The organism is Colwellia sp. 1_MG-2023, from assembly GCF_030546755.1.
Classification (GTDB): Bacteria; Pseudomonadota; Gammaproteobacteria; order Enterobacterales; family Alteromonadaceae; genus Thalassotalea_H.
In genome coordinates, this window is the sequence record NZ_JAUOPE010000001.1 from 41,752 (window position 1) to 66,727 (window position 24,976).

The 24,976-nt window shown below is 35.9% G+C and carries 18 protein-coding genes; 3 read left to right on the forward strand and 15 right to left on the reverse strand.

What is annotated here, in order from left to right:
- Positions 1 to 173: 173 nt before the first annotated feature.
- Together Q4493_RS00145 and Q4493_RS00150 are read left to right on the forward strand one after the other, a co-directional pair.
- Positions 174 to 2,990, forward strand: a complete 2,817-nt coding sequence (locus Q4493_RS00145) for a TonB-dependent receptor (RefSeq protein WP_303448445.1) — start codon at positions 174 to 176, stop codon at positions 2,988 to 2,990.
- 100 nt (positions 2,991 to 3,090) lie between these two features.
- The gene (locus Q4493_RS00150) at positions 3,091 to 4,596 is read left to right on the forward strand and encodes a tryptophan halogenase family protein (protein ID WP_303448446.1); all 1,506 of its coding nucleotides are present in this window, start codon (positions 3,091 to 3,093) and stop codon (positions 4,594 to 4,596) included.
- Between the two features lie 422 nt (positions 4,597 to 5,018).
- Here Q4493_RS00150 and Q4493_RS00155 read toward each other — a convergent pair whose 3' ends face one another.
- From Q4493_RS00155 to Q4493_RS00175, 5 genes are all read right to left on the reverse strand, one after another.
- Positions 5,019 to 5,765 (reverse strand): FadR/GntR family transcriptional regulator, encoded by a 747-nt coding sequence (locus Q4493_RS00155; RefSeq protein WP_303448448.1) that lies wholly within the window; start codon positions 5,763 to 5,765, stop codon positions 5,019 to 5,021.
- Between the two features lie 134 nt (positions 5,766 to 5,899).
- Positions 5,900 to 7,069 (reverse strand): mandelate racemase/muconate lactonizing enzyme family protein, encoded by a 1,170-nt coding sequence (locus Q4493_RS00160; RefSeq protein ID WP_303448451.1) that lies wholly within the window; start codon positions 7,067 to 7,069, stop codon positions 5,900 to 5,902.
- Between the two features lie 29 nt (positions 7,070 to 7,098).
- Positions 7,099 to 7,749 (reverse strand): 2-dehydro-3-deoxy-6-phosphogalactonate aldolase, encoded by a 651-nt coding sequence (locus Q4493_RS00165; protein ID WP_303448452.1) that lies wholly within the window; start codon positions 7,747 to 7,749, stop codon positions 7,099 to 7,101.
- Positions 7,742 to 8,650, reverse strand: coding sequence for a 2-dehydro-3-deoxygalactonokinase (locus tag Q4493_RS00170; RefSeq protein WP_303448453.1), 909 nt, complete (start codon positions 8,648 to 8,650; stop codon positions 7,742 to 7,744). Before Q4493_RS00170 ends, Q4493_RS00165 begins: the two co-directional genes overlap by 8 nt.
- 49 nt (positions 8,651 to 8,699) lie before the next feature.
- Entirely contained in the window at positions 8,700 to 10,265 is a 1,566-nt protein-coding gene (locus Q4493_RS00175) for an MFS transporter (protein WP_303448454.1), read from the reverse strand.
- A gap of 215 nt (positions 10,266 to 10,480) precedes the next feature.
- Here Q4493_RS00175 and Q4493_RS00180 point away from each other — a divergent pair, with 215 nt between their 5' ends.
- Positions 10,481 to 11,260 carry a glucose 1-dehydrogenase gene (locus Q4493_RS00180; RefSeq protein WP_303448455.1) on the forward strand — a complete coding sequence of 260 codons (780 nt, stop codon included), beginning with the start codon at positions 10,481 to 10,483 and terminating at the stop codon, positions 11,258 to 11,260.
- Between the two features lie 15 nt (positions 11,261 to 11,275).
- On the opposite strand, the gene Q4493_RS00185 is transcribed toward Q4493_RS00180, so the two are convergent.
- From Q4493_RS00185 to Q4493_RS00230, 10 genes are all read right to left on the reverse strand, one after another.
- Complete coding sequence (locus tag Q4493_RS00185; RefSeq protein WP_303448456.1) at positions 11,276 to 12,247, reverse strand: aldose epimerase family protein; 972 nt, start codon at positions 12,245 to 12,247, stop codon at positions 11,276 to 11,278.
- A 401-nt stretch (positions 12,248 to 12,648) separates the two neighbouring features.
- On the reverse strand, positions 12,649 to 13,722 hold the full coding sequence (locus tag Q4493_RS00190; RefSeq protein WP_303448457.1) for a hypothetical protein: 1,074 nt from the start codon (positions 13,720 to 13,722) through the stop codon (positions 12,649 to 12,651).
- Positions 13,719 to 14,225, reverse strand: coding sequence for a hypothetical protein (locus tag Q4493_RS00195; protein ID WP_303448458.1), 507 nt, complete (start codon positions 14,223 to 14,225; stop codon positions 13,719 to 13,721). The genes Q4493_RS00190 and Q4493_RS00195 overlap by 4 nt, the downstream gene beginning before the upstream one ends.
- On the reverse strand, positions 14,225 to 14,764 hold the full coding sequence (locus tag Q4493_RS00200; protein WP_303448460.1) for a hypothetical protein: 540 nt from the start codon (positions 14,762 to 14,764) through the stop codon (positions 14,225 to 14,227). Before Q4493_RS00200 ends, Q4493_RS00195 begins: the two co-directional genes overlap by 1 nt.
- Before the next feature lie 317 nt (positions 14,765 to 15,081).
- Positions 15,082 to 15,639, reverse strand: coding sequence for a hypothetical protein (locus Q4493_RS00205; RefSeq protein WP_303448462.1), 558 nt, complete (start codon positions 15,637 to 15,639; stop codon positions 15,082 to 15,084).
- A complete protein-coding gene (locus tag Q4493_RS00210; RefSeq protein WP_303448463.1) occupies positions 15,632 to 18,412 on the reverse strand; it encodes a hypothetical protein in 2,781 nt (926 codons plus the stop codon). The genes Q4493_RS00205 and Q4493_RS00210 overlap by 8 nt, the downstream gene beginning before the upstream one ends.
- Positions 18,413 to 18,424: 12 nt before the next feature.
- Positions 18,425 to 20,701, reverse strand: coding sequence for a hypothetical protein (locus tag Q4493_RS00215; RefSeq protein ID WP_303448464.1), 2,277 nt, complete (start codon positions 20,699 to 20,701; stop codon positions 18,425 to 18,427).
- The gene (locus Q4493_RS00220) at positions 20,694 to 21,917 is read right to left on the reverse strand and encodes a site-specific integrase (protein WP_303448465.1); all 1,224 of its coding nucleotides are present in this window, start codon (positions 21,915 to 21,917) and stop codon (positions 20,694 to 20,696) included. Before Q4493_RS00220 ends, Q4493_RS00215 begins: the two co-directional genes overlap by 8 nt.
- Before the next feature lie 498 nt (positions 21,918 to 22,415).
- Positions 22,416 to 23,459, reverse strand: coding sequence for a DNA polymerase IV (gene dinB / locus Q4493_RS00225; RefSeq protein ID WP_303448467.1), 1,044 nt, complete (start codon positions 23,457 to 23,459; stop codon positions 22,416 to 22,418).
- Positions 23,460 to 23,628: 169 nt separating this feature from the next.
- On the reverse strand, positions 23,629 to 24,957 hold the full coding sequence (locus Q4493_RS00230) for a site-specific integrase (RefSeq protein WP_303448469.1): 1,329 nt from the start codon (positions 24,955 to 24,957) through the stop codon (positions 23,629 to 23,631).
- Positions 24,958 to 24,976: the final 19 nt, after the last annotated feature.

Below are 24,976 nucleotides of genomic sequence, written 5' to 3' on the forward strand. Positions count from 1 at the left end.
TGTTTGGGTGTGCAATAAATATTTTGTAATTTTTATCCTCTAACAACCTCATAAATATTTCTTGTTGATTTATATGTATATTAATGCTTTGATCGTACGTACTTAAACATCATACGTTTAAGTACGTATAATAATTAAATAATTAGTTTTTAAATAAGGGAGAAAAGGAATACATGAAAACACAAAAGTTTAGATTAATGCCGCTAAGCCTAGCAATCGCTACAGCATTAAGTGCAAATTCAGTCATTGCTCAAGAAAAGCAATTGAGTGAAATCGAAACTATTCAAGTGACAGGGATTCGTAGTAGTTTAACAGAATCAATGGATATGAAAAAAAATGCATCATCAATCCAAGATAGCATTGTCGCTGAAGATATTGGTAAATTTCCAGATCAAAACGTAGCCGAATCATTACAACGTATAAGTGGCGTTATGATTTCAAGAACTAATGGTGAGGGATCAAAAGTTACCGTGAGAGGTATGGGGCCGAAATTTAATGCAGTTAAAGTTAATAACAGAACCATTGCCACTACTGATCGTGGGAGGGAATTTGATTTTCAAGCATTACCTTCTGAATTAATTTCAGGAGCAGATGTAATTAAAGCTTCAAGAGCAAACATCTCTGAAGGGAGCTTAGGGGCCTACATCAATGTAAATACAGCTCGTCCTCTAGATAATCCTGGCTTTTCCGCTGTTGGTTCATTCGATCTTATTTATAATGACCTTGCAGAAAAGTACGATCCTAAAGGCACAGCTATTATTAGTAATACTTTTTTAGATGACAGTTTCGGCGTTTTAATTGGACTTACTAAAAAAACAACAACCAATCGCATTGATGCAGCAGGAACTACACATTGGTCATCATTTCAAGCAGATAACACTACAGTTGCTCCTGGTCCAATAACTAATGAGGCAGGTACTACTATAACAGAAGGAACAATTTGGTATCCAGGCCGTGCTACTTATACCATGGACACTGAGGAGCGTGAACGTACAAGTGCTAATTTAACATTACAGTGGGCGCAGAATGATGAAATAATTCACACTTTTGATATGTTGTATTCAGATTTAAGCCGACAAGCATTAAGTAATGGAATGCAAGTACCTCTACAATTTTCTGGCTGGCAAGATGTGATTGTTTCTGAAAACATGACGGCGCTAAAAGCAACTAAATCAGCTAGTCCTATTGATGGCTTATTCCAAGAGCGAGGTCAAGACTCTGACACTTTAGCTTTAGGCCTGAATAGTATTTATTTATTGGATAATTGGACTCTCTCCACAGATATATCCTATTCAAAAGCGACTGCTGACCCGCGTGGCAATACCCTTGTTACAAACTTCGTTAATAACAATGTTGATCAAAGTGTAAAACCAGGTGATGAAGGCTATCAACCAGACCAACATAAAGGTTTTATCGTTGGTCAAGATTATATTGAATTTGACAGTCGTCATGGTGATGTAATTCAAATTGATTCTACGATCGATTACTCAGATCCTGCTTCAGTTAGAACCCATTGGAATGATATACAGCACAGCCAAATTGAAGATGAGGTTTTAGAAGCAAAATTCGATGCGAACTATGAGCTCGATGATGGTTTTATTAGCTCAATTGACTTTGGTATTTCATATTCAGACAGAGAAAAATCACAAGAAACATATGGTGTAGATGGCTGTGGGGCTATCGTTAGTACTTGTGGGAACTTTTTAGATCTTGAAGATAGTCTATTTTCGATAAATGATCGTAGTGGCTTCTTAAATGATGTAAACGGTGATTTCCCAAGATCATTTGTTTTAGTCAATGATATCAATGATTATAAAGAAGCTATTGGTGCAATTCGTGGTGAACCAAATTGGACAAATGAAATAATCAGACCTGAGCGCTCTGTCGCAAACACTGAAGAAATTCTAGCCGCATATGGGCAAGTAAATTTGGTGGGAGAATTTGAAACGTTTTCATGGAACGGTAATATAGGTTTACGCTATGTAGATACAACAAATTCATCTTCAGGACATAGCATAGAGCGTATATCATTAATTGAAAAACCTATTCAAGATGGTGGTGGGTTAGCATTAGAAGCTACTTACACAGAGCCTGCGGTTATTAAAGTATCAACCGATTATCAGAAATGGTTACCTAGCTTTAATATCAACATGGATTTTGGTGAAGGTTTCTTTATCAAAGCAGCGGCGGCTAAAGTCATTTCAAGACCCGCTTTAGAAGATACTGGTGTTAATAAAAACTACCAACAAAATCCACGTGCAGGTGACTTAGCGACAAGTGGTGGTAATCCTTATTTAAACCCTTATGAAGCAAACCAGTTTGACACTTCATTTGAGTATTATGATGAATCAGGTAACGCTTATTCTTTAGGTTTGTTCTACAAAGATATTACTAGTTTCATCTCAACTCAAACAATGAATGTAGATACAGGATTAGTGATTGAGGGTTGGGGGTCTGTCTATGAAGCTATTACTCAAAAATCTAACCGAAATGGTGGTACCGTGAGTGGATTTGAAATAGCTGGTCTTCATTATTTTGACTACTTACCGGGTTGGTTAAGTGGATTTGGTATACAAGCAAATTACACCTTTACAGATAGTAAAGATGATGATGCAAGTGAATTTGATCGACCAAACGTACAATCTCCTGGAAGTGGCTTAGAAGGTTTCTCAGAAAATTCTTATAATATTATCGGTTTTTATGAAATAGACGGTTTCCAAGCAAGAGCTGCCTATAACTGGCGCGAAGGTTTCTTAGCCTATCGTTCTGGTCCAAGAATTGGCAGTAATGGTTTACCTCAACATGTTGATGATTATGGTCAATTAGATTTAAGCGCATCATATGACATAAATGACAGTTTTACTGTTTCTGCTGAGGTAATTAATGCAACAGATGCTCATATCTTAGAATATGCTGATGTTAGAGAACGAGTAACTAAACTGCAATACTCAGGTCGTCGTTACCAGATTGGTGTTACTGCACGGTTTTAAACAGGATTGAATTAACTGATGAATCAAGCCCTCATTACTTTTAAATGTAACGAGGGCTTTTAAATTAGCAATCTTTGCTTAAACATGAGATTAAATTCGAATGATAAAAACAAAAAATGACCCTATAAATTCTTTCATCGTTGTAGGTGGAGGAACAGCTGGTTGGATTTCAGCAGCAATACTGGCTAGATCACTAACCAATTCCAACAGTAGCATTACGGTTGTAGAATCTCCGAATATCCCAACTGTGGGCGTTGGCGAAGCAACCATACCTTCTATTGTGGATCTGTTAGAATACCTACGCATACCACTGAAAGAATTTATTTTAGCAACAAACGCCACCTTCAAATTAGGTATCAAATTTATTGATTGGCAACAAAAAGGACATCATTATTGGCACCCATTTGGTTTTGTTGGCAATAAAATAGATGGTAAACCTTTTTATCAACATTGGTTAAAACATCAATTTAATAATCCACAATTTGATTTTACAGACTTTTCCCCTGCGATCGCGTTAGCAAAAAAAAGTAAGTTTTATATCCCCGATCCTAAAGTAAAAAACAACCTTTCAAATTCCACTTATGCTTTGCATTTTGACGCTTCACTGGTCGCAAAGTATCTCGCTGAATATTGTAAAGGGATGGGCGTGACCTTACTCCAACAACACATTCAATCAACGACTTTAGATAAACAAGGAAAAATTGAAACACTTCATCTAGATAACAAAACATCTATATCAGGGGACTTCTTTATCGATTGTAGTGGACAGCAAGCATTATTAATACATAAAGCCTTGCGCGTTGGTTATGATAATTGGCAGCACTTTTTACCTGTTGACAGAGCTATAACCGCACAATCAACTATTGAAGAAACTATTCCTCCTTACACTCAAGCTACTGCACATGAGCACGGCTGGCGATGGAAAATACCACTCCAGAATAGAACAGGAAACGGTTATGTTTTTTGTAGCGATTACTGTAGTGATGATGATGCATTAAATTTATTAAAACAAAATAGCACTGACTTTATAACTGAGCCTAGGTTTATTTCCTTTACCACAGGAAAGCGCGATAAAATTTGGCACAAGAACTGTTTGGCCGTTGGATTATCTTCAGGTTTTTTAGAGCCTTTAGAGTCTACAAGTATTTATTTAATCATGAAAACAATGCTAAATTTTGTAGAATGTTTACCAAATAAACAATGTGAACGCCCAACAATTGATGAATTTAACCGATTGATTGACGATGAATATCACGCTATTAGAGACTTTATCGTATTGCATTATTGCACTACCAAACGAAAAGATTCAGCTTTCTGGCAAATGTGGCAACATATCAACATCCCTGACACGCTGAAAACAAAAATTGATTTGTTTAAGTGCCAAGGTAGACTATACGAAAATAAATATGACTTATTTTCAGCCGATAGTTGGTACTCAGTATTAGAGGGGATGGGGGTAAGACCTAGAAGCTACGATCCTCTGATAGATGCGTCAAATTACAATAAAATAAACCAAGCATTTACATTAAGTGTTACAGAACTCACCAACAGTGTTAGTAAAACCTTAACTCATAATGAATATATAAACAGGTTAAGAACGACATAATACTAAAATAGCAATTCCTGCCACGCTAATACTTCCATATACAGCAGTATAAATGCTGCTGTAGTAAAATTTATTCTTATCCCTTTCAAAGTTATTTTTCAAACGTTAGTAATGCTTAACATTTCAAACTATGGTCAGTTAAAGCGGGTCAGTCAAATTTAGTTTCAAACTTTATAAGAGCCCCTACTTTAATTGTAATAATAAGGCTATTGAATTGAATAGTTTAAGCTATATAAAAATAGCGCTTTTCGATTATCAATATCGGGAAAAAACCTAAAAATATTGATTTATAAGCTATTGACGTTACTAATCAAAGATAATTCACGTAGACAGAAGTCAAATAGAAAAACGGAGTGTATTTACATTAATTTATGAAGAAAACTCACTTACATAATATTTTTAATACAAGTGAGCTTTGTTATTTAGCCTCTAAAATTATCGCCAAACGCTTCTTGTAAACGTCTGATTGCGTCTTTTAGTAATTTCTCTGTTAATTGTTCAGCTAATGCGCCATCCTTATCTGCTATGGCTTGGTAAACTTCACGGTGAAAAGAAACAGATGAGCTATTTTCTCTAGGATCTTTATTGGTAATTTGAGCACTAATTAATAAAGATGAATAAATCACGCCTTCCATTGCCGTTAGAAAATCATTCTGTGCTGCTCTAAACACTGAGCGATGGAAAATAGCATCAGCAATTATGAACTTCTCAACAGAGCCTTTTTCAATCTCCATACCAATACAAGCAGATTCAATTTCAGCCAAAGCTTCAGGCGAAGCTCTTTCAGCAGCCCAGCGAGCAGCTTTAGGTTCAAACGCTAATCGAATATCCATTAATTGATTAATTAAATCTTTACTCGGTGGTGCACTTACTAACCATGCTAAAACATCATCATCCCATAGAACCCATTGACTTCGTGGTTTAACACGAGTGCCAATACCACGTCTAACATCCAAAAGACCTTTACCTACCAATATTTTTACCGCATCACGAATAACCACGCGGCTTACTTGGTACTTTTCAGTTAATGATGCTTCATCATCAATTAATGTACCTTCTTCAATAGTACCAGCCACTATCCGACGACCAAGTTCACGTGCAACTTGAATAGGCATACTCGGCGTCATAGTCGCCGCTCGTTTTAAGTCGTAATAAACTAATTCACTCATAATAGATACACAAACATTATACGTTTATAAAGTTAATAGGTAATGAACGAAATTTTACTTTAATCACTAATAGAACACAATGTTAACCATTTATTATTTCAAGTAAAAACGGCTTTAATTAGCCGTTCAACTTTTTACCAATTGGTTACGCTGCCATCGTCACGAGTTAAATGAGGTGCTTCGGTGAATGTAGCACTTTGTTCAGCAATTTTATCTTCATTTACTTCAACACCTAACCCCGGTAACTCAGGAATAATAAAATTTGATCCATGCATAGTCGCTTGAACAGGAAATAATTCGGGATTATCAAAGCCAAGTTGTTCAAAGGGTGAAGATCGACACTCAAGCCAGCTAAAATTAGGTACAGCAGCAGCCAGATGAATAGATGCTGCTGTGCATATTGGCCCTAGAGGGTTATGCATCACTAAATCAATATAATGTGCCTCAGACCAACCGGCCACTTTAAGCGCTTCGGTAAAGCCACCAACATTGCAAATATCCAATCGATTATATTGCATTAACTCTCGTTCAATAAAAGGCATAAATTGCCATTTTGATGAAAACTCTTCCCCAATAGCAAAAGGTATATTTGTCAACTTTCTAAGTGTTTCATAGGCTTCTGGCGTTTCATCTCTTATGGGCTCTTCAAGAAAATCGAGAGTCCCTGCAGGAATTTTTTGACACAAAGATGCCGCTTCAGCAACACTCAAACGATGATGAAATTCAAGACCAATCACCACTTCATGACCTAAAGCTTCACGAGCTTTAATCAACCAAGGTACTGTATTATTTATAGACTCCCTTGGTTCAAAACGTGCAACACCGCTTGAAGAGTATGCAGCGCCCATACCATCAGCGATAAAACGAATACACTTCCAGCCCATTTCTTTTAATTGTAGCGCTTGCTCAATCATTAACTCACTTGGTTCTGCGGGTACAGTTGCAAAGGCAGGAACAACATCACGTTGTTTACCGCCAATTAATTGGTAGACAGGTACACCAAGTGCTTTTCCTTTAATATCATGTAATGCAATATCAATTGCCGCCATAGCAGCAGTAACCACTCTACCCCCTTCAAAATAATGACTTCGATAACATTCCTGCCAAATTCGACCAATATTCATAGGGTCTTGGCCAATGATAAATTTTGCGAAGTGCTCTATCATCATTGCTACAGCTTGTTCGCGAAAAGAAAAGCCTGCTTCACCCCAGCCATAAACCCCTTCATCTGTTTCAACTTTTACGATTAATTGGTTTCGAGTGCCCACCCAGATAACATATGGCGTTATTGCGGTAATTTTCATAAATGCTAATCCTAATGTGTTTACTTTATTTATTCATCTAACAATTGATTGAAGGTGCGAACAAACGCACTCGCCGCTTTTCGAATATCATCGTCGGTCATAGTTGGTTTGAATAAAGAAGAACCTAATCCAAACCCTTGAGCTCCAATATCCATTAATGGTTTCATACTTTCAACTGTAGGATCTATTCCACCAACGGGAAAACACAAAGTTCCTTTAGGTAAAACTGAATTTAATGCTTTAAATCCGTCATTTCCAAGTGCTGATACGGGAAATAATTTTAATCCAGTGGCACCTGCAGCCAATGCAGAAAATGCTTCTGTTGGAGTAACAACCCCAGGAAAAGTAGCACAACCAGCCGCAACCGAAAGTTTAATAACTTCTTCATTCATATTAGGTGTAACAATTAAATTAGCGCCAGTCGCAATAACTTGTTTTGCTAATTCAGGTGTTGTAACTGTTCCTGCACCTACGAAGTATTGCTGTTTATGCTCCCCTAAAAAGTGTTCGACGAGTTTTTTAATACTTATAAACGCATCAGGGCTATTTAATGGAACTTCAATCATAGTGAAACCTTCTTCAATTAAAATTGAAGCAACTCGAATCACATCTTCAGGTAATACGCCACGAATGATTGCGATTAATGGAAATTGTTCTTTAATATTAAATTTTTTAAGCATTATGTATTACCTTAGTTATTTCAATCATACCAGCAAGAAAGCAGTCATCTCCGCTATTAAAAGTCGATCCAATGGATAAAATATCACAGGCCATTTTATACTTTTCACATAGCTTTTGACCGCCAACTAAAAACACATGACTACTATTTAAACTTTTCAATTCATTGCCAATAAGTAATCCAGAAAGATAATCATGAACATCAGTATCGGCTATGTTATTAAACAATCGATGAGTTCTAGCTGCGAATATTGCACTGGTTAATTTATCAGTTTTACCTTCAGTAACCCCTAAAACAAAAGCATCCTTATTTTCTATTTGTTTAGGAAGACCTTTACCAAGGATCGTATGTTCAGTAATGACAGAGAAAAGCTCTCCCGTCATAAATGAAGATAATTCCGTGATTTCAGAGTTTACTACTCGAATATGCTTACTATGGGTACCCGGAAGTATTGCATTAAATAAAGGTTTATTAATTAATTGTGCAAGACCAAAAACTTGTACTTCTTCGCCTCTCATGACATCAAAAGCACCAGCTTTTGTTCTATGACTAACACCGGGAATAATTGAACCAGAGGCCCCCCAGGGTAAGGTAAACGAATAGATTTGAGAGGCTAGTTTTTCTTTATTTACATCAGTTTCTACATAATCAACATTGAACCACCCAGTAAGTGAGCCAACCATGCCTGCCATTATAATTGGCAGTTTTTTATATGATGGCAACCACTCAGATAAAACATTTTCTAGGGCTTTTGCAAAGTTTCCATCTTTTACGTGCAGCAAGCCTAATGGAAGCTCCTGCTTTTTAATTAGATTACTATTTTTGTCCATCAGGAAAACTCGAAAGTTAGTCGTCCCCCAATCAACAATAAGGTATCCCATAGATAATTTTTTTATATTCATTTTAATATTCTTCTTCATTTCACTTAACAACATTAATATCTATATTATTTTAAGTTGTTACTAATTCCTTTTCGATTGCTTCAATGGTTTTCCCTTTAGTTTCAGGTAGCATGAAAGTCATTACTACCAAGCCGAAAAAACCTATAGCTCCATAAATCAAGAAAATAGTAGACACGCCTAAATGTTCTAATTGCCATGGAAAGAATTCACTCACAGACCAAGACGAAATGGTTTGTACTAAAGCGGCAAAAGGTAAGGCGACGCTTCTCACTTTATTAGGGAATATTTCAGAGAAAATCACCCATAAAATTGGACCAATTGAGATATTAAATGCAGCAAGAAAAGCAAATATGCCAAAAAGCACCATCAACGAATTAATACCTTGAATACTAGAATTAATAATAATACCGCTGACTAAAGGTAATTCTTTTTTCGAAAATATTTTGGTGAGTTCTGCTTTTAATTCAACATCAGTTGAATACACCTTCCCTACTAAGGGTTGTAATCTGGATACATCTATATTTTGTTGGTCTACTTGATGTTCTATTTTAGAGAGTACCTCTTCACTAAAAACATAAGTTACTTTGCTAAAGCCGTACCAAGTTGAACCATGAGCAACAACAACCAACAATAAACCTGCCAAGGTTAAAAACCTACGTCCTAATTTCTCGACAAAACTAATAGCAAATATTGTTGAAACAACACCCACTAAGCCCATAATAACGGTTTGTAAAAATGTATCTTGAACACTCATACCTACCTGTTCAAAAACGAGTGGAGCAAAAAATAAAACTGCATTCATACCTGTAGCACCTTGTACAACTGCATATACAATTGCGAGTGAAAGAACAAAACGCATTTTTTTGCTAAATAATTGTTTCAACTGATCTAACGTACTATTTTTTTCTTCTTTATTTAGATTTTTTGTCACTTCCACAATGATCTCATCCGCTGCCACTGAAGAAGATATTTTTGTTAAGATGGCTTTCGCTTCATCACTTCTTCCTTTCAATATTAACCATCTTGGCGATTCAGGAATAAACAAAATTAAAGTGATCCAAACAGCGTTAGCAATAAGCTCGGCGCCAAGCATATAACGCCATATATTTTCATTATCCAACCAAGCGATGTCGTCCATGACTTTGATAAGGAAGTAATTGATTAAGAAGGCAAGTAATAGTCCAATAGCTATCATTAATTGGTTGACTGAAACATACTTACCACGTTTATCTGCCGGTGCAACTTCGCCAATGTACATTGCTGAGACTGTTATAGAAGCAAATGCGGCACCACCAATAAAACGACCAACTATTAGCATTTCATAATTAATAGCAAATGCAGAAAGCAGAGTTGAAATCGCGTATGCGATCGCAATTGATAATAGTATTTTTTTACGACCAAATCTGTCGCACAGCGTACCAGTAATAAATAATGCACAAATAACACCAATTAAAGCTATACCAGCCACAGTACCTGTTTGTGCGCTCGTTAGTTCAAATAGAGAACTGATAAATCGGATAGCTCCAGAAATATTAGCGGCATCTAAACCGAAAACAAATCCACCAAAAGCAGCAACTAATGAATAAAATGCTACATTTTTATTTATACCTGACATCATATGTACCTATTTAACTTCATTGAAATGAAGATTATTTTAAATATCTAGAATCAATTTAACATCACAACGGCAAAGATACAATAAATATAAACATATGATGTTTATATTTTTCATTTTATATATTATCATCACCTCATTACTCATTAACACATTTATAAAAATATGCCTTTAATTAAATTTAAGGTATTGTTTTTTAAATATATAGGTTAAAAATGAATTCTCGTTTAAATAAACAGGTTGCAATAATAACTGGTGCCGCTGATGGTATTGGACAAGCAATAGCTCAATTATTTTGTCAAGAAGGCGCTTTAGTTTGTATCGCAGATATAAACGAAATACTTGGTCAAGAGGTGGTTAACTCATTAACAGCACAAGGTGGAAAAGCCATTTTCGTAAAAACAGATGTCGCTGCTCATGAATCAGTTAAACATATGGTAAAAACAACAGTTGAAGAACTTGGTGAGCCAAATATATTAATAAATAACGCTGGCATTATTTATCCTAATGAATCCCCTCTTAACACCACTAAAGAGCAGTGGGACAAAAGCTTTAATGTTAATCTCGATGGTATGTGGAATTGCTGTAAAGAGGTACTTCCCTTTATGCAAGCTGCAAAAAAAGGCGCAATCGTTAATATAGGCTCAGTACATTCATTTAAAATTGTGCCGAATCATTTTCCTTATGCCGTTACAAAACATGCTGTTATTGGGTTAACTAAAAACTTAGCAGTTGAATTTGGTGCTGATAATATTCGTGTAAATGCTTTATGCCCTGGTATGGTAGAAACACCAGCCGCTTTTAGATGGTTTGAGGAGTCCGAAGATCCTGTTGCCGCTAGAAAATCTTTAGGCGATATTCACCCTTTAAAACGTAACGCAAGTTGTGAAGAAATAGCAAAACCGGCATTATTTTTAGCCAGTGATGATTCGAGTTTTATGACTGGTCAAAGTTTAATTGTTGATGGTGGACGCTCTGTCGTCTATCACTTATAAAGTGGTTCAGCTGAATTAAATAGCTAAAAATTCAAAGGTAATATTTTTTTGATAAACGTTTTCAGGTTGTAATATCCGCTCTGGAAAATGTGGAAGATTGATGGCATTGCTATAATTTTGGGCTTCTAAGCACACACCTTGATATGGGATAAACGGCCCTGACAAACCGACTCCTGTATAGAGTTGAATGGCGAGTTGATCTGTATAAACATTCATTTGTACATTATTTTGATGAGAAACAAGTGATGCTTTAAGTTTATTTTCATTACGATTTAGTACAAAACAGTGATCATAACAACGCATTTTTTTGAGCAATTTATTTTTTGCAGTATTTTGACTTTCACCTATGTGTTTAAAACTGTTGAAGTCAAAATCTGTATTCTCTACAGTGACGATTTCTGCGCTGGGTAACCCATTACTTTTTCTATCAAGCATATATTGTGCATGGATCTGTAATTTCAACGATTCACAAGTTTTATCCCCTAGATTGAAATAAGCATGATTAGTTAAACTAATAGGGGTTGCTTTATTACTCTTTGCGTTGAAGTCAATGCTTAATTCATTTTCTTCAGTTAGTTGATAAGTTACAGTCACTATCAAATCACCTGGAAAACCTTGATCACCGTTTGGTGACACCAGCGAAAGTTTAACTGAATTATCACTTGCCTCAATTAATTCCCAATATCTAAGAGAGAAATTATCTTCGCCGCCATGCAGGCAATTGGGCGCTTCATTAGAAGATACAACGTATGCTTCACCATTTATTTCAAACTTGGCATTTTCGATACGATTTGCCACACGTCCACAAATGGCTCCTAAATAAAAGGGATCATTTAAGTAATCAACAGGATCAGAATACCCAACGGTCATTTCCGCACCTTTTCCACAAACGGGAAACAAAATAGATTTAATACGCGCACCAAAATTGACGATTTCAACTCGCATACCATTTTGGTTCTGTAAACGGAAAACTTTTAAAGACTTCACTTAATAAGTCCCTAGAAAAATAAGAAAACTAATTATATTAAAATTTTTTATGCACAATCCATAAGTTTCAATCAGTTAATGAATTTACTTTAGTGATTTGTATATTTTAAAAATCATTGGAGTTTCTATGGCGCTATATGCCCCACAGCGAGATAGAGTTTTGAAATTTTTACTAAACAAAAAGTCAGATAAACAGAAAATCTAATTTCGATTTTCAATTAGACATTAGAATTAATTATCCAAATATCAAGATAAACATCTTAGAATTATTTTATTATCTGATGAAGGGCTGTTTGTCGGCTCACTTGTTGCCTCAGTAAGCTAAGGCTTGCGCCTGCTTCTTATCTAGATGAACATCAACAAGCCTAATTTAAGTGTTTCTGGTTAACTTTGTACGATGATTAAAAGAGACTGCTAGCGTTGATACTCCTGATACGAGATTTTATCTCTGCATGAGAAGAAATAAATGCTATTACTAACTTAACAAGAGTAGTTAATTCAATGCTGTAATAATCTAGCTTGCCAAATATAGGTGTAATATTTATTCCTTGTAGAAAGGTTCTAACTTCTGTTTCTACATATAGTGCAAACTTGTCACTTGCTCTCGACTCTAAGCAAACGACAACACCACAATCATTTGGTTTAAACCTAGTTGAGTTATCAGCAGCACCTATTTTAGTAATGCTTGCACCTGCGAATTTAACATAAAAGTATGGTGAATCTCTCTGAAGTGCTGGGATACGTTCAAAGTAATTAACATTCAAATTATCAACCTTTAAGTTAATCCACTTATTTTGAAAACCAAGCTTTTCTCTCTCTATGAATTGATTACAATGAGTAGTAACTTCTTTTCCCAACCGCTTTTTTAACTCATGTCGTGATAAGCAGGATATTTCTGAAGTATTCATTAATTCATTCAACAGTAAAAACACTCGTTTTACTCGCGCTGGAAAAAAGTGAGATGCAGGCAAATTCAATACGATACCTTTGAGCTGCAACCATCTTACTAACTCTTGATTAGGCCAATTTCTTCTATCACCTACAGACCAGCCTTGCTGCTGCCACCCCCTATATAATTCTCTGACGGGAATATTGATCAATGTTCGCTGTGTTGCCATTTGAAAACCGTGTGCCGCACTATATAACAATGGCGACATATGAATACCTTCCGGCTTCATTGATAAACAACATTTAGCATGCTGAGTTGTTTGTACTCGTAAAATATCTGCAATATCTTGAACAATGTTTTTATTTTGATTCGCGTAATCACAAGCATTTTTTGGGCTTAAAGTGACATTGGCTTTAAGTTGCAGTAGCTCGGATATAATACTCACAGAAACACAGTTCAAGTGAACCCCGTTTTTAGTCGCATCAAGTAAAGCATTAGACAAGTATCGAACTAATTGGTCGTAATCGTTGCATCTAAAACCAAGCGTACTAGCAGCAGACTCAAGCTTTGTCATGGTTGTTTTCATTGTTGATGGCCTGTTTCGTTGTAGTAGTTAACAATTTTGTATTGCTCAATGAATTCTACTATTTCTGAACAAACTAGCGACGGTACACATAGCCTTCCCAACATTTCATTGGCAATTTGCATAATTAAGACGAATTCACGCGTCTTTTGAAACTCTCCAAGAATTAGTCTGGCTTTCTTGTCATATCGGAGGTTAATTGCAATTTCAACAGCTTCAAACATGTAAGCTTGTGACATTTCATAAGAAACAATAGGCCAGGTTGGCCATCGATGTGGATATAGTGAAGCGGCAAATCGAAAGCACGAGATTGGGCAAGAAATATTAGCAAAAATATTGATTATGACTTGTGCATCAACTGTTGGCTTTATCAACTCTATTTCATTAAACATTGAAGAGGAAATAATGCACCTTTTCCCATCAGATTCTTGCATTTTTTCTTGAAAAAGTTTTTCGCACTCCTCTGCAATGTTTTCATTCAATCTACTTAAATCAATACTTAACATTATAAGCCACCTTCCGAATCTAGCTCGGCAATCACTTTAATGTCAGATGCCAATCTCACCTCTCCTGTCAACCTCAAGCAGAGCTTTGTCGCTCCTACTAAAGTAAGTGTCGGACAATAAAGAAAACACTTATTATCTAAATCAAGCTCAGCCCTGCCACTTTGTCTGCATTTGATATTTACAAATTCATTAAGTTTTAACTTTCCAATAGTTTCTTTTCCAGCGATATCATAAATTACAAGTTCAATCCTAAACTCCTCGCCAAGCACTAAATTTGCATTTATTGATTCAACTAAAACGAGTCGAGGTCCGTATACTAAAGGGTAATCGAATACAGATTTTTTAACTTCCTTTGATATTCTTCTGTAAGCTGTATAACAACTTAGCTCTGCAATTTCTACAAGGTCACTATGCTCAAATCCACTGGTATATATTTTATCCTCGTTAGCACGATAAAGTTTCAAAAACATATCAACAACATTGACGCATTCATTTTTAGGAAACTCATCTATTTCAATTAACATAAATCTTAAAAACATAACAATATCCCAGAAAAAAAATCAACATAAGAAAATAAATAGACCACAACAAGCAATAGATCAAGTTACTGATAAATATAACTATTTAGCTTTTTTGTTGTTATTAAAACATGTCATCAGGAGAGAGTTTTAATTGCTTTATTATGTTGCAATGTATTTTGTTATTATGTGGTGTTATTACATGGAAGTGATATAGAAGCTGTATTATATTGCAATGTATTTTATATATTTTGAGTAGCGATTTACCTAGATAATATGAGGGGAGCTTGATCATCCCTGATTTTCACTAAATAGAAATGAGATAACCCTTTATTCACTTATTTCTTTAGTTGTCGTTGTAAATCGAGAGGAAGCTGGCTCAAGAGCAAGTTCAATGTTTCTCTTACATTGAAACACTCAAGCTTCCTTACTCGATCACGAAGATCTTGAACATCTTCAACTAATTCTCCTTTTTTCTTACTTCTAACACCTTTCTTCCTTATTCTGGACAGCTGCTTTTTTTGTTCCGTCTTATGTGTATCAAGAAGATCCGAGTTAACATCATTAAAGAACCTTAGAAGATGTCTACTGAATGACGAAGCATTAAAAATACTTTGAGCAGAAATTCCTACAACTTTAGATACTTCCGACTTCTTAATCTGGTATATGCTTTTGGCCGTCTTATTGTCAGCAACTTTGCCTAATGATTTTATGCTTACTTCCTTCTCAGCTTTTAACGCCAAAATAGCTTCCCACGCCTTCCTTGTAGTATGCGCCTTGTCGTTACTAAGCCAAATTGGAATTGCGTCCTTTCCTGGTTCCTTTGAGTGTTCTGGATCTTCCAAGCTATTCAAAAATTCATCAGACATCAACTCATCCAAATCCCTGTCAGACATATTGAACTTCCTCTTCAGCGAGTTTTGTTTCTATATTGCTAATTGCTCTTTCAATAACGTTGAGAATTTTAATTACACTTTCGGCATTACTTTCATTTTGTAACTCTCTTAGTCTTCTATATCCTGATTTCAAAATTGGCAAATGAGACTCAATCATAAACCCCATGACATGCTCCTGTAGCGCTTCTTTTACAAAAGGTTGAACAGTCATCCAAATCCCCTTTAGATTACCTTCTGTTATAAGAGCGTTTGTACACCCTAAACAAAATGTAGGCTTGGCGTTATACTGATTAACATCCCCAAACTCAGAACACTTAGCCCGGCTTTCAGACCCTTCCCGCGGAATACAGGTGGCAAAGTGTGAGGAGTTGATAGATATTACACGCCCAGATATATGCTCTTTCAAAGCGCGAAGCTCATCCGATGTGATAGCCTTAGTAAGACTAGCTGCTTTACTAACAAACCGTGAAAAACCACCAAGATACATACTACCAATTTCTATATTTTCTACTAGTAAGTTGTCGACGATGGAGTTCAGCACTTTCGCACGAGCCACCTTGAGTAGATCACTTGCCTCTTTATTGCGTAAATATGCCATAAAAAACGAGTTGTCCATATGACAGAATTGGTGTCGTATTGCCGCTCCTACATCGCCTTGGTACCTAGTCAAAACGGCCTCAGCCCAAATATGTCGGAATGCGTGTGGTGTTGGATAGCGCACTCCCCGCAAAAGCTCTGTGGATATATCACTCATTGCTTTGACGTCTAGGTTGATAATATCTGACCGCAGCCAATTTTTTGTTTCCGTTGAAAGATATTCATTGGCTATTTGTTCATGTTCAGGATCAGAAATACAGCCATTGTGATGAAATTCTAATAAGGATGCTTTGAATTTACTTTGCCTCTTCCCACCAAACCCCGTGCAATTGATTCTAACAATGTCTTTTCTAACCTCTTCACAAGTATTCAAGAGGTGTTTAGCCCTAGCACTAGATAAATCATACTTTGAACTTAATTTTATTAGTGTTTCATTTTCCTGCTGGGTTAAATTCGATCTCCCCGGTTCCGATAATTTCTTTAACTCAATAATTTCTTGGAAAGGTTTATATCGCCTTACAAAGGCCTCCCAGTTGAGTCTGACACGAGTCTCTATGATTGCTCCAGACTCATTGCTTGCCACAGTACCTTTTTGACTTCCCGTCATAGTATACAAACAAGGGGCTCCTTCTGGAGGTTGAAAAAGTTCATTGAGCTGAGCCGCTATTTGATAGCATTGTGACGTGATTTCACGGTCTATTTTGGTTTTGCTATTTGTTTTAGGTACTACCCATTTGAGCTTAAATCGAAAAGGTACATGAGAGTTATCTAATATGTCCAAGTTTTGTTGCGCATGAATTGCACTCAATGGAAATCCAAACTCACTCTTACGATACCCTAACCACGCCACCATAAGACTTGTCATAGCACCTGAAACACGCTCAAACTCTCTTAGCAACTGTCTGTAAGTTATCTTTGCTTTTTGCTCAACCAACTCATTAAACCAATTATTCAGTGAGCTAAGAAAAGCACTTTCAATTAACATGCCTTCTTTTAAAACATTCGACATCAATGAATAAACATCATTGGCAGTAACCGCATTTAAACTCTTGTTATCTATTTCAGTTTTATTCAGTGAGCTAAGATACGACTCCCAAACCGCTTCTGGAACTTTAGTTGTCTCAATAGGATAATATTTTTGTAGCATTAGAATTCGAATGACTTCGACAGCATCAAACCGCAACTCTAATCCTAGAGCCTTTACCACTTTATAAATATTTTCTTCTTGAAGCGATTGCACTTTTTCAAAATGACTTTTGTATTCATTAAACAACGATTTTTTAAAAGTGCTATTTACCTCATTAGTAGAAAGGCAGGTTTTTCCATACTTCCCATTGTGAGGCTCAAAAGAGCCATCAATTGTTTGAACGAAAACCTTAGTTATATGAGATAAACTGTTGTTTTTTCTTCTATCTAGCTCAAGCTTTTTCCAGGTCAACTTCAGTGCTCGCTGACAAACCAAAGTGTAAAAATAGTCGGAATCATGCACTTGCCTCAAAAAGTCAACATAGTATTGCCCAAGCTCAAGAGTTAGGAAGTTGTAACTGCCCCCTTGTTTGTATTCATTAAGGGTAATCCCCATTACAGCACGGCAAGCACAGTCTAAAACAGCTTCGACTTTTCTTACGGTTAAGCCATTATCTATTACTCCTGTGATCCCCTGAGACTGAAGACTATTTCTATTGTTGATAATATTGAAATTGCCGTACGTCCCATTGTAAGCCATTGGCGATAGACGAGAAAAAACACCTTTATCATTTATATTTTCAGTTAGATAGCTGAGATGGAATGCTTCTATATTATTTGATGACAATGATTTATCACCTTGACCTTTTAGAAAATACGCCATATGTACCAATATCCCATAAACACCATAAAGTGCCCCAAGGGATCGCGGCATAATACTGTTAATAACAGCAAGTTTTGCGTACTCTTTAATTGAAAGCGAATAACAACCTACCTTAAGGGTCACTGTGGCAATGTTTTCATCTTTCAGTAATGGCATATCAAATATTGAGAAATTTAGCTCTATAGCACCTTTAGAAGGATGTTTAAAATAGAGGACATCAGAAAACAAATTACCGCGTTCTGAAATAAAGGCGTCATTGGCTAATAATTTTTTATTTTGATCTTTCCAAAATTCGCTAAGTTCTGATTGAACCTGATAAAGTTTCATTTTTCACTCCATTTATGTTTCATGAAAAACACTTACTGACAAACCCGAGCGCAGCATATTCTGGAAGAGTTCTTCTCCGTCGTTCAGTGACCTCTTACTCAATTTCGTCAATACTCGTTCCATCCACTCAACATTTGAAAATACAGTCTGATAAAGGAAATCAGGATTAGCACCAAGCAACTTTTTGTAGTGTTTTCTAAATTCATGCAAGTAATTAAGAATTTTGAAGGCCGTTACTTTACTGTCCAATACATAAATTGGTTGAAATACATCCTCTTTGTTACCCGATAATGCCAATATACCAACCTCATTAATCTTTCCTTTTCCTTGCTCCGTTACTATTTTTAAGCGAGACAATATTTCACCTGTTTTGTATGAAATGGCTTCTGCAACATTTCCAAATTCATAATTAAAAGCAGCTTTTGCTTTATCTCGTTCCTTACCACTCAATTCATCAAAACTTATATCGTAAACATTATTTATCAGGTCCTGCATGATGCTCCGTGTGATACGGCCGGCTGAATTCATAAACTCTTCGTTGTCGGGACCAAGATAGTGTAACTTCTCTGTATTGTTTGTATGTGAGTTACGATTTATCAAATAATGCAATGTATAAGGATCACTAAATGCATGAACAGCAGAGTTCTTTATTGCTTGCAATGTGAGGATATTTAAATGGCTTGGAGTTTCTGACTCTAAAACTAATGTTTGTCGTTGTTCAATGCTGTAGTCTTTTGGATTTGAGACTATGTTACCCGTATGCTTGCCAAATGAGATAACAGCATTGAGTGCCGTCGGTATTGCTAGAGGTAACTTTCCGTTTTGTCTGTGAGCAATGGAAAGTTGTTCACTCATAAATGGTAGTTGTAATATTGCATTAAAAAGCCCGCATCGGCCATCTAATGTAGATGAAAGTGTTGGTCGAGTGTCTCCGATATTTTCACTTACCTTAAAGATATTTTGATTTAGAAGAGTTAATAATGCTCGACCTTCCAATTTTCGCACAGATAGAGTTCTTGTGTTGTGAACCGCATTTGACCTTCCTTTAAAGTACTCACATTCAATGTGCGTTACTCGCGTCCCTACTTTTAGTAATCGAAATGAGCGTTTTGATAGTTTGGGAATATCACTTGGTTGCACAGTTAAACTTGCCATTAACCAATGAAACATCCATACCTCTATGGGAGTAATTGGTATTGGCGCATTGCTGTCTGCCAACTGTTGCAATAATTCAAAAGAAAAAAACTCCCCCTTTAACAGAGCTTTAAAAGTTTTGTCAGTAAACCAATTGGAGAATCGCTTACTGTGGCGAACCTTAGTACAAAACGCATCATTGAGACTGCTCCTGCTATCGAGGCCTTGTCGAACTAGATCATAGTTTTTTCGGTTTGTGACATTGGACAACAGAATAAAATCTATAGCATTGGTTAAGTAAGCCCCCTTTTCATTCCCATCGTGATACTTACACAACAACTCATAAATACACTTCCCTATAACTGTTTTTCTTTGAGACCTCGTCAAATTTTTAGAATTTTGAAAATTAAAATCATTTGCAGAAAAGCCACTGTCATTTAGAAATTTCCTTAGCGCCAATTTAGCCTTATATGACTCAATAATTAAAACAGAAGCTGTAGCTCTTAAAGATTTAATTGTTAATTTGGCTGAAGCCAAAGTTAAATATAGTTGATTTCCAATACCGACTTTGTCACTACGCAACCAGTCCAATGCACCAAAATAGCTAGCGATTGATATTTGTTGCTTATTAACATTTGGGCTGATTTTTGTCTTTCTTAACTCAGCCAAATAGCTTGCTTCTTCGGCTAACAGTGAAGACACAAATTTCTGATACTGATACGCATAGCAAAATAAGCTTTTAACTGCCTTTAATTCACTATTACCGCCATGGCTCTGCCGTTTATCAAACATATAAGACTCGTATTCTTTTAGGGCCGAATATCGATTAGATATCTTGGTACTATTCATCCAACACACAAGAAAGTGCACTGCTGAATTAACCAATCTTTTCGCAGTTGCAGGTGCGAACTCATCTGTATAAGCGTAATTAATAGCAGCGATGCAGAGCCGAAAGAGCAAAGTTTTGTCTTTATCTTCAGTGAACTTAAGTTGCAAGTGACGTGCTGGTAAACGCTGTTCTGCGGGGATAATTATCGATGTATTATTTAAAGGTAATACAAACGAAGTTACACTCTGTTTATTTGAAAAATCCTTAAGAATTTGCTGTTCCAAATAAACTGATCCAGCATCAAAGTTGTTGTTTAATTCATCCATTATTCACAACTTCCCTTAATAAACGCTCACGCAAGCCGCAAGAATGAATATATCTTTTAGTTACTTCTCCAGCATGTCTTGAATCTACTTTATGTCCTAGACGCCGGGCAGTCTCTATATAGACAGAAGACGTTGTTGTTATTGTTTCGTACTTTTTATTAGCTCCCTCGCAAGATTCATAAAAAAAGTCAGTTCCAAACGAATGTCTTAAGTGGTGATATTTACTTCCGGAAGTAATCTCCTGGACATTTACATAAAACTCGGGTTCTACTTGAATCTTACGTTTTAATTTATCTCTAATTTTCCTAAAAGTATCCGAGCCATATGCTTTAGATATGCACTGACCAAAGGAGTTAGGAGCTGAAGATACTAAAAGGTGATTTGAATCAGATTTTGGCCTCTCAATCTCATAGTATTCTTTCATCTTGCTCAATAATTCTCTGGGAATATAGAGCACTCGTTCTCTGCCATATTTAGTATAAATTGAAGGTAGTGTGTATTTGAATTCAAGTTGTTCAGAATTTGTTTCATAAAGCTCAAATAACGTTAAAAGACCGCTGTGATATTTTTGGTTCGCTTTATAGGCGTTTAGTAAAAAACCTTGATTTTCCTTTGTTCGGCAACCTAACTCTCCACCATTTCTTAACACTATCTCCTCAAGCAATGACTCTGCATTCCTATAAAATAGCTGACGAGTCTGAGGTAAAAGATATTTAACAGCTAGATCGCCTTTATTGTTATTTCGAGCTGTTTCTCGAAAGGAAGATTTTATGCCTACTTTCTTTTTTCTGACTTTAAAAAAATAGAAAAGCCAGTCATAGTATGCCGTTAATGAATTAACAGCTTGATTGGCAACAAACTCACTACTTTCGCATTCACCAATCAAATATTCGTTGATGTATTCGTTAATAACTTCATTTGGCAAAGCTGTATGAGTAGGTAAAGTAACTAGGCTACTATCTTCATATTCACTAACCCATTCAAGAAATCTCCCTAAATGATTAGTAATTTTGTAACCAGCATCAGCTCCTATTTCATTCTCGAAAAAAACTTCCTCTTTTAGCTTCGTATCACTATTGAGCCTAACCTCGAAATCAATTCTTACTCCTGAAAGCTGCGTATACCTAGCGAATAAACATGGCAATAACAAAGGGGTGTTTGTTTCATCTAAATAAACATAGTGTTTGTTAAAATCTGAATCATTGAACCTTCGCATACATAAAACCTCTGAATATCAATATTGTGAGTTCAAACATTTTTCAGGTAAGTAAATTCAGCCCGTATTTTTAACGTAAAAAGAGACAAACGAATATTCCCTTAAAGGATATAAACTCGAAGTGTTCACAAAACAATTTTTACCCTTTCGAATAATAAAATTTTGTTATTTCGGTAAACCTGCGCAGCTAACCTGTACCAGCTAACTATAATTAAGGTTACCACTAGGGCAACAAAAACTCCAACAACAAAAATGCTAAATAACAATAAGTTATGTGATTTTCTTAATGTTTACGATGCTGAATTAAGATTGCTTTATTATGTTACGACGAAGTTTGAATAAAACCTGTTTTTAATTACCTTGATGAAGTTATAAGGGAACTGTTATAGCAAAATATTATATTAAAATTCTTTATGCAGTTAATGTCTGATCATGATTGATCAAACAATTTAGATAATGTTGAATTTAGATTGAATGACTTAAAACCGCTTGAATAACCTACTCTAAGTTTAGCCCTAGCTGTTCAGCATCTACTGATATTTTAGGGTCTTCTAATCCAATGTGGATCCCAAGCAATCTGACTGATTTACCATTTCCCCTTTTTACAGCCTCTTTTAGAAGCTCTTGCAGCGTTGCTGAGTTTATTCCTGACGACTTTAGATCTTTGGTTGTTTGCTTAAAATCACTAAACTTTACTTTTACACCCAGCTTATTCATTGAACGAGACTTTAAATATTTTGACGCGCGTTTATCGAGCTCGGGGAGTAAATACTCTTCAATGATTGACTCTAATTCATCAATACTGCTAATGTCTTTTTCAAATGTTCGTTCCACCCCAACCGACTTTCTTACCCTTGTAACTTGCACATCTCTCTCATCAATCCCTTGGCTTCTACTCCACAAAACATGTCCGTATTTACCAAACCTACTAGCCAAAAACGCTTCATTGGATTTCCGTATATCTCCGCATGTTTCGAAACCTAGCTTATTCAATTTTTCGAATGTAACTTTGCCTACGCCTGGTATTTTTTTAAGCGATAAAGTTTCCAAAAAATGACTAATTTCACTCGGTGCAACAGTTAGCTGTCCATTAGGCTTATTCATGTCAGAAGCTACCTTAGCAACAAACTTCAATGGTGCTATCCCAGCTGATGCAGTTAAGCCAGTTGTTTGAAATATCTTCTCTCTAATTTCCTGAGCGACCAACGTTGCAGAACCTTGATGAAGTTTACAATCAGTTAGATCTAAGTATGCTTCATCCAAGGAAAGAGGTTCGATTTTGTCAGTGTACTCCTCAAAAACGCCTCGTATAATTTGGCTTGTTTCTTTGTAAACCTCCATTCTGCCAGGTACAACAATTAAACCGGGGCACTTCTTCATTGCCAATGCTGTCGACATTGCAGAGCTAACGCCAAATTGACGAGCGATATAATTACACGTAGAAAGCACACCTCTACGGTTTGATTTTCCACCTACAGCAACAGGTTTATTAATTAACTCTGGATTATCTCTAATCTCAACTGAAACATAGAAAGCATCCATATCAAAAGATCAGAAAATAAAGTTCCTTACTCGCTGTACCGTAGATAGAAAGAGGCTTACATAAAAAAACAAGTAGGAACTTTTTTTTTGCCAAATTTGATCATAGTTCCTTACTTTTATTATAGCTATTTCCAACTAACCCCACCTTTTTGTCTTATCTAAAATTATCTTAAGCTGCTTCGTCATAGTCAATGCCTCTGAAGAATACTTCATTTTGCTTAATCGCACGTTTCATAATAACCAAATATTCATCAGGTAAGTTCATTTTTTCAATTGATGCAGGTAAAGCGGTAGGTAACATTTCAGCGATAACATCTTCAGATTCTAACCTATTAACAGTACGGATATAATGCTCTGTTGTTTCAATACTAGCATGACCTAACTGTTTCTTTAACCAAACATGAATAGATGAACTTTGTTTTACATCAAGAGTAACTTTATGCTGTTCACTATATAACCATAGCAATTGAGTAGCGCCTGTATGCCTCATTGAGTGAGCTGTAACATCAAACCCTAAGGCTTCACTGGCTTTTATAAATACAGCTTGAAGCTCTTTCTTTGAAACTGGAGTGCCATTTTTATTCAGCCATAAAAACTTATCTTTGACTGTTCTTACTTTATTTCTAGCATGCTTTGATTTCACATATTTACTTTCATATAGACTTCTTCTCTCCTTGTAAAATGGTTTCATATATTCACTTTCAATTAACTCCATAGTACAGAGATGAACCAGGCATTTAGCTCTCCTTTGGCCTTTTTTGATATAATTTAATTCTTGAAATGATTTACTGCCCTGCTTCAATTGAGCATAACGTTTCCATTTAGGATTTTGCTTTGTCGGGGCCATTGGGAATTGAAATACTCCTCCAATGCGTAAAAATGTTTGCAGCATAGTGGCAGCCATAATTGCGTATACAGGATCTTCATCATATAAATATGAATAAAGTTCAAACCACTGATCCATTGAAATAACTTTCTCTCTGTAATCATCTGTAAAAATTAGGTACTCAGTCGGAACCATCGTTTCTCGATCATTATCATAATAGTTAATACTACCTGCTGCATGAGATAAAAATTGATCATCCTTCCTAACTTTTGATGATACTTTCAGTTTCTTCGGCATAATCATATTATGCGAAACATTGATTTTAGTTAAATATGTATAAAATAAACGCCAACTTCCAGCGTAAATAATTAAGCTGCTACCTTTCCATTCCTCATCTTCATATAGGCTTTTTATTACTTGTGATAACGTTTCATATGTAGCCTCTAGATATGAGATTCCCTCTTGCTCAAAAATATTTATTAAAAAACTAATATGCCCTGCAATATCATCAAGCCGACTAGCTCCTACATCTTTCAACTCAGATTTAATCTGTTCTGGATAAGCATTACGAGCAACTAAAAAACTTAGCAAGTTCTCCTCTATTCCGCCACCAACATAGTATGGAATAGGAACAACGCATGGGGTATTTCTATTAAATTCAAGTACTCTCATTACATACCTCCTTTCAAGG